At 60.8% G+C, this 12,186-nt stretch carries 11 protein-coding genes; 7 read left to right on the top strand and 4 right to left on the bottom strand.

Annotation, left to right across the window (positions count from 1 at the left end):
* The 4 genes from RUW20_RS06645 to RUW20_RS06630 all read right to left on the bottom strand — a co-directional run.
* Positions 1–547 (bottom strand): glycosyltransferase family 2 protein (locus tag RUW20_RS06645; RefSeq protein ID WP_313951413.1); only part of this gene is annotated, 547 nt, incomplete at its 3' end.
* The gene (locus RUW20_RS06640) at positions 544–1,179 is read right to left on the bottom strand and encodes an HAD hydrolase-like protein (protein ID WP_313951412.1); all 636 of its coding nucleotides are present in this window, start codon (positions 1,177–1,179) and stop codon (positions 544–546) included. The genes RUW20_RS06640 and RUW20_RS06645, both read right to left, overlap by 4 nt.
* Positions 1,180–1,191: 12 nt before the next feature.
* Complete coding sequence (locus tag RUW20_RS06635) at positions 1,192–2,316, bottom strand: N-acetylneuraminate synthase family protein (RefSeq protein ID WP_313951411.1); 1,125 nt, start codon at positions 2,314–2,316, stop codon at positions 1,192–1,194.
* Entirely contained in the window at positions 2,316–4,121 is a 1,806-nt protein-coding gene (locus tag RUW20_RS06630) for a thiamine pyrophosphate-binding protein (protein ID WP_313951410.1), read from the bottom strand. Before RUW20_RS06630 ends, RUW20_RS06635 begins: the two co-directional genes overlap by 1 nt.
* A 363-nt stretch (positions 4,122–4,484) precedes the next feature.
* Here RUW20_RS06630 and RUW20_RS06625 point away from each other — a divergent pair, with 363 nt between their 5' ends.
* The 7 genes from RUW20_RS06625 (at position 4,485) to RUW20_RS06595 (ending at position 12,078) form a co-directional block, all read left to right on the top strand.
* Positions 4,485–5,510 carry an NAD(P)-dependent oxidoreductase gene (locus tag RUW20_RS06625; RefSeq protein WP_313951409.1) on the top strand — a complete coding sequence of 342 codons (1,026 nt, stop codon included), beginning with the start codon at positions 4,485–4,487 and terminating at the stop codon, positions 5,508–5,510.
* Between the two features lie 424 nt (positions 5,511–5,934).
* Positions 5,935–6,675, top strand: a complete 741-nt coding sequence (locus RUW20_RS06620; RefSeq protein ID WP_313951414.1) for an ABC transporter permease — start codon at positions 5,935–5,937, stop codon at positions 6,673–6,675.
* 2 nt (positions 6,676–6,677) lie between these two features.
* Positions 6,678–7,460 carry an ABC transporter ATP-binding protein gene (locus tag RUW20_RS06615; RefSeq protein WP_313951408.1) on the top strand — a complete coding sequence of 261 codons (783 nt, stop codon included), beginning with the start codon at positions 6,678–6,680 and terminating at the stop codon, positions 7,458–7,460.
* Positions 7,457–8,569, top strand: a complete 1,113-nt coding sequence (locus tag RUW20_RS06610; protein WP_313951407.1) for an FkbM family methyltransferase — start codon at positions 7,457–7,459, stop codon at positions 8,567–8,569. The genes RUW20_RS06615 and RUW20_RS06610 overlap by 4 nt, the downstream gene beginning before the upstream one ends.
* 76 nt (positions 8,570–8,645) lie before the next feature.
* Complete coding sequence (locus RUW20_RS06605) at positions 8,646–9,938, top strand: class I SAM-dependent methyltransferase (RefSeq protein ID WP_313951406.1); 1,293 nt, start codon at positions 8,646–8,648, stop codon at positions 9,936–9,938.
* Entirely contained in the window at positions 9,935–11,002 is a 1,068-nt protein-coding gene (locus tag RUW20_RS06600) for a glycosyltransferase (RefSeq protein WP_313951405.1), read from the top strand. The genes RUW20_RS06605 and RUW20_RS06600 overlap by 4 nt, the downstream gene beginning before the upstream one ends.
* 104 nt (positions 11,003–11,106) lie before the next feature.
* On the top strand, positions 11,107–12,078 hold the full coding sequence (locus RUW20_RS06595; RefSeq protein WP_313951404.1) for an FkbM family methyltransferase: 972 nt from the start codon (positions 11,107–11,109) through the stop codon (positions 12,076–12,078).
* Positions 12,079–12,186: the final 108 nt, after the last annotated feature.

Here is a 12,186-nt window from a genome sequence, read left to right as displayed (position 1 = left end):
CGATCAGGCCACGGAAGTAGGGGTAGGGGTCGTCCATCTGGCGAATGATCTCGACGACCGACCGGTCGTACAGCCCGAAGCCGGTGAAGTTCGGAATCAGGCGGGTGTCCGAGATGCGCCCGATGGTCGAGTAGAAGACTTTGCGGACGAAGGACATGGCGGTGCTGTGGGTGCTGCTCGGCTTCACCCCGGCGACGATGCGGTAGCCTTTTTCCCAGCGGTCGATGAATTCGGGAATCAGCTCGGGTGGTTCCTGCAGATCCGAGGCCATGGCGATGACTGCATCGCCGCGCGCCTGCAGCAGCGCGTGAATCGGCGACCTGATGTGGCCGAAGTTGCGGGTGTTGACGATCAGCTTGACGCGCCTGTCGCCCGCGGCTATGGCCTTGATCCTGTCAACAGTGCTGTCGCTTGAGGCGTTGTCGATGAAGATGTGTTCGTAGTCGTAAGCCGGGAGGCGTTCGAACTGCGCGCGGATGCGCTGGTAGAGTTCGTCTACGTTGTCTTCTTCGTTGAAGCAGCCGGTAACGACGCTGATCAGTTTCATTGCGTCAGGTAGGTCGTCAGTTCGTGCGCCGTCGCGAAGCGCGGCGTGTCGGCGGCCGTGAAGTCTCCGTAGCCCCAGGTGACTGCCGCGAAGCGCAGGCCGTTGGCGCCGGCCGCGGTCTGATCCTCGGGCGTGTCGCCGACATAGATAGTGTCCTGCGCGTTCAGCACCTGCTCGGCGATGAGTCGGGCGAGCATCGTGCTCTTGTCGGGTAGTCGCGGCGTCTGGCAATCCAGCGCGTACACCGCCTCGAAGTGGTCTTCCCAGCGCAGGTGTTTCAAAATCAGGCGAGTCGGCGCAATCCGCTTGTTGGTTGCCAGAAAGCAACGCGCAGCCGTTGCCGGCAGCGCTGCGAGCAGCTCCGGGATCCCCGCGAAGACTTCGCTGGCCTGGTAGCCGGTGCTGTCGTAGTGCGCCTTGAAGTGCTCCGCCAGGGAATCCAGGAGGGCCTCGTCGCTGCTGCCGGTCAGTTCGCGCAGGGTCTCGGCGAGGGGCGGGCCAATGCGCACGGCCGAAAGCGCGATCCGTGGCTGGATGCCTTTTTCCGCCAGGGCCTTGCCGAAAGCGTTCAGGATCGCGGCCCGGGAGTCGATCAGCGTGCCGTCGAGGTCGAAAATGATCGAGTGAAACACCGTGCGATCCGATCACAGTCCGCGTTGGTAAATGAGCGCCTTGAGTTGCTCGTTCTCGGCGTAAGGGCTATCGATCATGTCGATCATGATCGCGCCATCGGCGGCGACGTCGCTCAGCAGCAACTCGTCGCGCATCAGTTCCCGGCACGAGATCTGGCCTTTCTGCAAGGGAATGGCCAGGTAAACGTCATCCTCACTGAGTGCATGCCCTTTGCTGAGGTTTCGTCGGGCGTAGACGCCACGCACCAGGGCGTCGAGATAGTGACTTTCCCTGCTCAGGGGAATGCGCTTCTGGGTGCCGGGCGCACCGCACATGGTGACCGCCTTCTGGTAGGCCTTGAACCACTGGTCAACCTGATGCGGCAGGCTGCAGTACTCGGCAACCGGGATGTTGTCAGCCACGATGTCTATGTGCCGCTCAAAAGTGCGCGCACCCTTGGCATAGGCAATGGCGATCGAAGTCTGCCAGTCGCCGTGCTCGTGCGTCGAGAAGCCGATGACGTTGAGTGGATAACGGCGGCGCAGGAAGTCGATCTGGTTGAGTTCGATCTCGTGGTCTGCGGACGGGTAAAGCGAGACGCAGTGGTTGATCGCCAGGGGAATGGCGCGCCGGTTGAAGAACTTGACCAGGTCGTCGACGTCCTTCAGTGACGAGCCGCCGGTGGAAACGATCACCGGTTTTTTGGTGGTGGCGATCTTCTCGATCAGGATCCAGTCGTTGATGTCCGAACTGGCGATTTTGATGAGGTCCACGCCCAGTTCGACGCACAGGTCCACCGAGACTTCGTCGAAAGGCGTCGCCATCGGAATGCAGCCGGCACGCCGGATCGCCGTGGTCAGTGTCGCGTACTCCGCCTTGGACAGGCGGGTGTCGAGTGTTCTTTTGATATAGCGGATATCCGAGCGGTCGCGGAAATCCTGGTGAACGAAGGCGTCGACGTCGCGGAATTGAAGCTTGATCGCTGCCTTGACGTTATTGAAACGGACGATTCGCGAAAAATCGGTGACGATTCGCAGGCCGCGTTCCAGTTTGCCCTGGTGGTTGTTCGCCAGCTCGAGGACGAACAGGTGTTCAAAAATCTCTGGGGTCTGCGAATGGCTCATGGTCATGGTCTTGCCGCTCCAGAAAGGCAGCATCAATCTATCATATTCCGGGCCAGCTCGTCGCGCTCCAGGAAGGGATACATGTCTTCCAGGGGCGCGCTGACGATGCGTCCGTCGTCAAGCTGACGAGAACTGATTCGCGGTTCGAAGGCCTGTTGCTCGTCGAGCACGATTTCGCAAAGTCCCGGCCCATCGCTGTCGATGAACTGCCGAATGTCGTCAGCGAAGTGGGCGCTGTTCAGCGACAGCGCCGGAATGCCGAAGGCCCTGGCCACTTGCACGAAGTCTGGAAAAGAAACGCCGCTGGCGGGGCTCTCACCCGCAAGACGTCCGAAGAAGCCCTTCTGTGATGTGCGGATGGACAGGTAACCGCCGTTGTTGAGTACGAAGATCTTGATCGGCAACTGGTGATGGGCAATGGTTTGCAGCTCCTGGATGTTCATCATCAGGCTGCCATCACCCGCCAGACAGATGACGCGCCGTTGCCGGCCTCTGGCGCTCACCGCGCCGTAGTAGGCGCCGACCGCCGCAGGAAGGTCGTAGCCCATCGAGGCGCTGCCCGAGTTGGAGAAAAGCCGCTGCCCGCGTTGCAGTGTGGCTGCCTGAAACGGCACGATGGTGGCGGTGGCATTGCCGCAGGCGACGATATCGTCGTCTTCCAGCTGTGCGAAAAGTACCTCGACAAAATGGTAGGGGTTGATCTTGCCACGGTAGTCCCGGTGTCGAGGCAGTACGGCCGGGTAATCGGCGACCCGCTGCCTGCACCAGCCGAGCCAGTCATGGTGGGCAGGATTCCTGGCCGGTGGTTCGGCAGCAAGCAGGCCGTTCATGGCGTGCAGGAAGTCCTGCAGATGACAATGCATCACCTGATCGGCGTGCACCAGTGGCTTGCCGAGCTCCGCCCGGTCGATATCGACCTGCACCTTGTAGGCTCTGGGCGCGAAAGCCTGCCAGTTGTAGCTCACCTGGCGAATGTTGAGACGGCTGCCAAGCACCAGCAGCAGATCCGCGTTCTGTACCGTGAAGTTTCCTGCACGGGTGCCGATCGTCCCCGGCCGACCGCAGAACAGCGGGTCATCCGAGGCGATCAGATCGTGCGTCCAGGCCGTGGTCACCGGAACGTTCAGCGCCCGGGTGAACTGTTCGAACTCGGCCAGCGCGCCAGCGCAGCGGATGCCGGTCCCGGCCAGGATTACCGGCCGTCGGGCCTTGGCGATGCGGCCGAGGAGGTCCTTGCAGTCGGCAAGTGAAACGGCAGGCCTGTCGTTCGCTGCTGGCGGCGTAAAATACCGCAGTGTCCCCGGGTCTACCGGCGCCGACTGGATGTCGATCGGGATATCCAGCCAACATGGCCCGGGTCTGCCTGTTTGAGCCAGGTAGAGCGCTTTTTCCAGGTGGTACGCGATGTCGTGCGGCTCGCGAACGACCTCGGCGTACTTGGTGATCGAACGCACCATCTCGACGATGCCGGCCTCCTGATCGCCGAGTTGACGCAGTCCGGGTAACTCGTGAAAAGCGAGGCTCGTCGGTCGCTTGACCTGGCCCGAGAGGATGATCATCGGCAGCGAATCGGTCCACGCGCCAAACACCCCGTTCAGGGCGTTGATGCCGCCGGGGCCAGTGGTCACATTGAGGACGGCAGGCCGTCCGCTCAACCGTGCAAACGCTTCGGCCGCCATTGCTGCCGCCTGTTCGTGATGCGTATAGCTGGCACGCAGCCCGGGGCAGTGGGCCAGGGCGTCGTTGAGAAACATCGCGCCGCCACCGGTGACCATGAACACCTGATCGAGACCGCTGGTGACCAGACGGTCGCCAATGAATTGTGCAGCGTTGAGCATGAGTTTCCTTTCCTTTTGCCTTTTCGGAGCAAGGCGTCAAGCGACGATTCTCCTCTGATGCCCAATCCTGATCCAGTGCCTGTCGCTGTCCCTCTCTGCCCGCCCGCGGATTGCTGGCGGCTGTCGGCGCAAAGCGCCGCTTGACCGGCCATGCCAGGAGCGAAGATACTCGGCGCTATGCAGTCGAGCCTCCGATCTTCCGGCCAGTCACGTGACGACAGCGTGCTCTTGCGAGGGGTGCGTCTTTGGATCGCGATCACCGATTGCGGCAAGGGCGTCGGCGGGATGATGTGCCTCCGGCCGGCGCCCTGAAATGCGCGACGATGCGTGTGCCGGGCTCGGCGAGTGCTCTGGAGTCGATCCTTGACCACGCCCGGTGCGCCCCTGCTCGCGGCTGATCGTCAACACCTCGTCGCGCACACGGCGCCACTGTGGCGTGCAATGGCCGGGGCGCGCCTGTTCATTACCGGCGGTAGCGGGTTCTGGGGCCGGTGGCTTCTCGAAGCGATTGCCGCGGCAAACGACGAACTCGGCGTTGCCATAACAGCGACCGTCCTGAGCCGACAACCGGGACATTTTGCCGCCGAGATCGCGCGTCTGGCTTGCCGGCCGGAATTCGCCTGGCTGGAAGGAGACGCAGCCTCCTTTGCTTTTCCCGACCAGCCGCACGACTACGTTTTCCACCTGGCCACTGCGCCGGCTGCAGTGCTCTCTGCCGGCGACCCGGCGCTGGCCATGAAGATGCTGGCCGGTACTCAGCGCGTTCTGCAGTTTGCCCGCGAGCGCGGCGCCCGACGCCTGCTGCTGGCCAGCTCGGGGGCGGTATACGGCCGCCTGCCGACAGCTCCTGCCGCCCTCGTTGAGGACTGCTGCTACGCCCCGAATCCCCTTGCGCCCGCCTCGGCCTACGGTGAAATCAAGCGGATGTCTGAATTGATGTGCGTTCTGACTCCGGCCGTCGAATGCGTCATCGCGCGCGGCTTCGCGTTCCTCGGCCCCCATTTGCCATTGACCGACAAATTCGCGGTCGGTAGTTTTCTGCGCGATGCGCTCGCCGGCGTACCGATCCGCATTCACGGCACCGGTCGTCCGCTGCGCAGCTATCTTTACGCGGCCGATTTGGTGATCTGGCTGTTGACCATTCTGCTGCGGGGAGGCGCCGGTCGGGCGTACAACGTGGGCTCCGATGAAGTCGTCAGTCTCGCCCAGCTGGCATCGGAAATCGCCCAGGTTGCCGGTGGTGTCGCCCCGGAGATTGCCGGCCAGGCCGACGCAGGGGTCGTGGATAGCTATCTTCCGGACATTGGCAGAGCACGAAGCGAGCTGGGATTGAGCGTGTTGATAGACAGGCAGGAAGCGATCGCGAGAACGCTGGCCTGGGCACGATGATCTGGGGATTTCGACAGGCGAAAGCCGGAAACCCCTGGCCGACTTCAATGGCCCGTCCCAGCGCTGACGCACCCGCCGCAGCGTGGACGGCACGGGCTGCCGATGCGACAATGCCTCGCTCCGGCAGGCGCTACGCCAAGTTGAATGCGTTGCAGCCGGGTCTACCGCCGTACCCCGGTGTCGGCCATCACGGGCCAACACCTCTCACCACGGAAAGCGTGCGTTTGGCACCATGAACCCAGGCGACAAGCATCTTGACCCGCGCCGGCAGGACGTCCCGGGCGATGAGCATGGCGGCTTTCCCGGCCGCCCGAGCCCGGCCTCGGAGCTTCCAGCTCTTCCCCCTTCGCGGCTGATCGATGCCAGTGCGCCAAGCTTGCGTGGCTACTGGCATGAGCTATTTGCGTTTCGCGAAGTCGCGTACATGTTGATCCGGCGCGACTTGATCGTGCGCTTCCGACAGACCTACTTCGGACTGGCCTGGCTGCTGTTCAAGCCCCTGATGCTGATGGCGGTGATGAGCTTCGCCTTTGGCTATCTCGCCGGCTTTCAGGAGCGGCAAAGTGCCCCCTATCCGCTGATGATTTTTTGTGGCGTGATCCCATGGTATTTCGTTTCCAATGCAGTTCCTGATGGCATGGTCTCGTTGCGAGTCCATATCTTCGTGATCCAGCAAACGTATTTTCCCCGTGCGCTGATCCCGATCGCGGCCGTCTTCGTGGATGCCATCGAGTTTGTCGTCGCCTGGTTGCTTTTCGTGATGGGTTGCATCTGGTTTGCTTACCTGCCCGGCTGGCAGGTCCTGGCCTTTCCACTCTTTGGCTTGCAGCTATTGGTGCTTTGCACGGCATTGGGACTCTGGCTCGCGGTGTTGAACGTGCGTTTTCGCGACATCGGCAACCTCATCCCGTTTCTCATCACGGTCGGTTTCTTCTTGACCCCGGTTGGCTATCCCTACGCGGCTGTTCCCGAGCAATGGCAGCCGCTCTACGCGCTCAACCCGCTGGTCGGCGTCATCGAGGGCTTCCGCTGGAGCCTCTTGCGCGGGCTGAACGGTTTCCCGCTGGGCGCGGTAGCAAGCTCGGTGGCGATCACCATCGCCGTTACGCTTCTCGCTGTGCGGCATCTCCTTGCCACCGATCGTCATCTCGTCGACCTGGCCTGAAAATGACGAACACCGTCATGGATGTTGTCGATCTGAGCAAGCGCTACGCCTTGCACCACCGGCAACGACCGGATTCGCTCAAGAGCTGGCTGAGTAACCTGGCTTGGGGCGCGACCAGTACTTCAAGGGACGCGAAAGGGGACGAGGAATTCTGGGCACTGCGGGACGTTTCGCTGCAACTCCATCAAGGAGAGTGCCTGGCGCTGATTGGCAAGAATGGTTCCGGCAAGTCCACGCTACTGAAGATTCTTTCCCGCATCATTCCGCCGACGGCAGGCCATATCGTGGTTCGCGGTCGTGTGGCATCGCTGCTTGAAATCGGTACCGGCTTCCATCCGGATCTGACCGGACGCGAGAACATCTTTCTCAACGGCGCGATGCTGGGATGCCCTTCGCGGACCATTCGTCAGCGCCTCGACTCGATCGTCGGCTTTTCGGGTGTGGAGCGCTTCCTCGATACGCCGGTCAAGCGCTATTCAAGCGGGATGTACGTTCGTCTGGCCTATGCCGTCGCGGCCCATGTCGATGCCGATATTCTGGTGATCGATGAAGTGCTGGCCGTCGGCGATGCCGATTTCCAGCGGCAATGCTATGGCCACCTCGAATCCCAATTTGGACGTGGTGTCTCGGGGATCATCGTCTCTCACAGTGTCGATGTCGTAAGGCGCCTGGCAAGTCATATTGCCTGGATGGATGGTGGCCGCCTCAGAGACCATGGCGGCATTGGCTCGGGTATCCTGGAGCAGTACGAAAACTCGCATTCGGGGGAGCGGGATTCGCCATGAAAGATCTGCTGCAATCCCTTGCGGATGGACTAAACAAACCACCCGAAGCGCTTCCCGATCAGCCGATCCTGGTCTATGGTGCAGGCTCGCGGGGCAGGGAGGTGGCGGCGTTTCTCGTCGATCGCGGCTATGACGTACTGGGCTTTGCCGACGCGGCCGCCAGCGGCCGGGATTCATGGCGCCAGTTGCGAATCAGGACGCTGTCCGACTGGCAACGCGAGACCTTGCCGCCTTCGGCTACGATGGTGCTTGCCATTCACAATCACCAGGTGGACATGGCAGCTCTGATCAACGATCTGGGCCGCAGCATGGTGTGCAGAATCGTCAATCCTGTCGAGTTCCAGGCATTGTTCGACGGAGAGTTTCCAGCGGCATACTGGCTGGCGGGACCGGGTGTCTATCGTGGGCGGGAAGCGAATCTCGTTCGATTGGACGCAGTGTTGGCGGACGAATTCAGCCGTGACCTGTTGCGTCGTGTGGTCGAATTTCGGCTGACCGGACGCTACGATGTGCTTCCTCAGCCTACGCCGCGGGAGCAATACTGCCCCGCCAATCTTCCCCGATGGCGCAATCCGATGCGTCTGGTCGACGGCGGGGCGTTTGTTGGTGACACCCTCGAGCAGTTGCAGCGAAATGGCTACGATTTCGAGCAAATCGTCGCTTTCGAACCAGACCCCGAGAACTACGCCCGCCTTTCGCGCCGGATGCGCGACATGGGCCCGGGGGTGTCGGGCGTGTGTCTTCCGTGTGGTCTGGGAGCACAAGCCGAACTGCTTCGCTTTGCGTCAGACGGTACCGGTGCGAGCAGAGTCTCGCAGGAAGGACAGCAGATCATTCAGTGCGTCTCCATCGATGACGCGCTTCCCGGCATGCGTCCAACGCTGATCAAGCTGGACATCGAAGGCGGCGAGCCGGCGGCTCTGCAAGGGGCGATACAAACGATTACCGCCAGCCGGCCGGCGCTGGCGATCAGCATCTACCACCACCCGCATCACCTTTGGGAAATTCCCTTGCTCATCGACTCGTGGCAACTGGGGTACAAGTTATACCTTGGTGTGCATGGATTCAGTTCCTTCGATCTCGTCTTGTACGGGGTTCCCGATGAATGAGTTCCATGTTCAGGAAAGCGGGTCGACCCTGGTCGCGGTCGCCCAAGCGTCTTTGCATGATGGTGGTTAGCGGGCGATGACCATCAGGGAATCTCTCCACAAGACCACGGCGTTCCGGCCCTGCCCGATTTGCGGGCAGCGATCGGTGGAGCACCTGCATGCGATGCATTTCGCTCTTCCTTCATCGTCTCCGCTGCCCAGCAGTTATGACGTGGTGGCTTGCGGCAATTGCGGATTCGTCTTCGCGGACACGCCAGGTAGTCAGGCGGACTACGCTCGCCACTACACGGAGTTCTCGCTCTACGAGGATCGGGTGCATGCCTCCGGCTCTGGTAGCAGCAGCGAGGACAAGCAACGCTTTGCAGCGATGGCCTCGCTTATCGGTCAATACTTTCCTCGTACGGCCCGGGTGCTCGATGTCGGCTGCGGTAACGGCGGCTTGCTGCTGGCCCTGAGGTGTCACGGGTTCACGAATCTGGTCGGGATGGACCCGTCGGCTGCCTGCGCCTCTCGACTGGACGAACTCGATCTCTGCGGCGTGCAAGGGACTCTGGAGTCTTTTCCCGAGTCGATTGGACGATTCGATCTGATCGTTCTTTCCCACGTCATGGAGCATCTCCTCCACCCACTCGGCGCCCTTGGTGTTGTCCGGGAGATGCTGACCGGCGACGGCAAGGTCTATCTCGAAACCCCGGACGCATCGAGATACGAGGCTTATCCGTTCGTGCCCTTCTATTTTTTCGATAGTGAGCATATCAATCACTTCGACCGCACGGCGCTGGCCAATCTGGCTACGGCCGCCGGTTTCGAGGTCGACAGGGTGGCGACCAAGGAGATTCCCGTGGCCGGCGGGCAGGCTTACCCCGCTGTCTATATGCTGGCGGGCGGCAAGGCCGCGCCCCGCGTTGATCGATTGGCAAAGACAGACGAGCTTCGCACGGCCGTGGCGAACTACATCACCGCCAGTACGACGCGAGCGCAGGAGTTCGCCGCTATCGCGGATGAACTGGAACCGTCGGCTCCGTTGGCCTTGTGGGGAGCAGGTTCGTTTGCGCAGCGCTTCGTGGAACTGCCCTGGCTAAAGAAAAGGCGAATACTTGCCGTTGTAGATCGAGATCCACGAAAGCAGGGACTCCAGTTTGCTGGCTGCACGATTGCTGCACCCGAAGAAGGTTTGCGCGAGTTGCCCTCGGATACGATGGTCATGATCCTGGTCGCGCTTGATCCGGAGAGTGCGGTCCACGAATATCTCGAACTGGGCCTTCCCTATCGGTTTCGAAGCTGCTCGCGGCTGGACGCAGATCTCTTGGCAAAGTACGACTCCGAAAACCCGGCGATCATCGCCCCGAATGGTTGTATGCCGAAATGATGCAGCAGCCTGCCGCGCCCAGACTGACCATCGCAATCCCGACGCTCAACCGCGCATATTGCCTGGCCAAGGCGATCGACAGTGCCCTGGGCCAGGTCAGTGCCGACGTTGAAGTCATTGTTTCCAACAATGGCTCTCGGGACGAAACCCACGAACTGCTCGACAAGTATCGCGATCCGCGACTGAGGATCTTCCACCGGGAATCCACCATTCCTGCTTGTCAACACGGTAACTTTCTTATCGGGCTGGCGCGCGGTGAGTTCTTTCTCGGTCTGTCTGATGACGACTTTATCGAGCCCGACTTCGCCGCTCGGGTCATCGAAGCCTTCGATCGATCACCCAGCCTGTCCTTCGTTTACACCGGCTGCTGGATACATTTTGCCGATGTGCGGGTACCCGCAAAGATTGGTCCCGCAGTGGAATCCGGAACCGACTTCGTTGCCGGCTTTCTCGGCGGCAATCGTGACCCCTGCTGGTGTGCCTGCGTGACCCGTACGGATGATTTGCGTCGCATCGGTCCGATTCCGAATGGCATGCTGTTTGGTGACATGTTCTACTGGACCCGTCTCGCGTTCCGGGGCGATGTCGGCTGCGTGGCTGCTCCCGTGTCCAATTACATCGTTCTTGGCTCGGGCCGCGACAACCTCAGCACGAAGGCGTCGGTCATCGAATGGGCGACCGAGGTCCGCATGCTGGTCGAACATATGGCTGCCGACTACTGGCAAGCGACCAATGATCCAGAGGCGGCTGCTCGTCTGCGGCGTGATCTCGAGGATTTTGTGGCGCGCTCGACGGCTGACCAGTTTATCTGGAATGCGATTCGTGGAGTGCCACGTCTGGGCCTCCTGCGGGCTGTGGCGCCGGCCCTCACGTTCCTGCTGCCGGGTCGGGGGCAGGCAGGCCTCTGGCTCAGGATTTTTGGGGCGATTTTTGGACGTCGCAGCGTGTTGCGACGAACTGTTCTGATGGCCGCAGCCAAGAAGGCAAGAGATGTCCTCGCTGATAACCTGACGGTTCAGCAGTCCGCGCCTGGCGTCCTGTCGCAACGACTCCGGGATGAATAACTCAACCCTTGCAGCAATACTGCGTTTGCCTGGTCCCGAATGGCTGTCCGCGAAGCCAGGCAACCCAGATTTCGCGCTGACCATGCGCCGAGAGGTACTCACTCATGAAAGTTGATCTCTTCAATCCTGGACGATTACTCGATCTGGTTCGAGGGTTCACCTTCAACCCGGAGGATCTCGTACCAGAAGGTCTAAGAAACCAGTTTCGTGTTGACGTCCGCTGGAACGACATTAGCGTGGTCCGACTCGAGGATGACGCCGAGATCCGGCTTGGTCGTGTCAATGGCGTTTATGTGCAGGACATGGTCGCCTTCTTCGACTACTATTTTTCTTCGGTATCTCCGACCAAGGTAGGGCACGGAAATGCGGACCGGCAAGTCGTAGATTTTTCCCGCCCTCATGATCAGAACATCGTGGGATTTGGCGATTTTCCGATTCATTGTCCGAGCTTGGCCGAGCCATACATGACCTGTCAGCAATACCTGGATTTCGCGCAACTGAGACCCGGGAGCATAGTGCTAGACTTGGGCGCGTATTCGTGTCTGACGTCGATCGCGTTCTCCAAGGCGGCAGGAACGACCGGAAAAGTGCTGGCAATTGAACCGGATCCCACGAACTTGCTCAGCTGCGCAATAAACATTCAGCGCCACGACGAGATCAACAAGCTGGCGAATATTCAATTGTTTCCAATAGCGGTCGCCGGTCATTCGGGAAAGATTGCCTTCAGCAATGAAGGATCGATGGGGTCGGCACAGTCATCCGTCGTCGGAACACACCGCGGGACAGTGGTAAGTGTTGATTGCAGAACACTTGGCCAATTGGTGTCCGATACAGGCGTCGAAAGGGTCGACTTTGTAAAGATGGATATCGAGGGATCAGAGGTGGAAGCCGTCGCGGCCGCCGAAGTGTTCTTCCGGCACTTCAAGCCGCGAATCATTGTGGAGCCTCATCCCCTTAAGCATGGGCATTCACTCGAGCCTGTCAGGGCGCTGCTTGAACGCTATGGCTATCGATGTGATGTCATCGAGCAATACGGGGTATCGATTCCGCTGCTGACGGGAATCCCTTTCGAGTAGCAAGGGCGATGCCATGACTCCGCAAGTACCTATCCGGCGGTCTGACTTCCCGGGATGGGCTTCGCTTGCGCGACCAGCGTGGGGTACGACATGACTCAGAAGCCCACC

The organism is Accumulibacter sp. (assembly GCF_032229525.1).
GTDB lineage: Bacteria > Pseudomonadota > Gammaproteobacteria > Burkholderiales > Rhodocyclaceae > Accumulibacter.
Note: the sequence above shows the minus strand (reverse complement) of the source record. Positions and strands in the feature narration are given on the sequence as shown.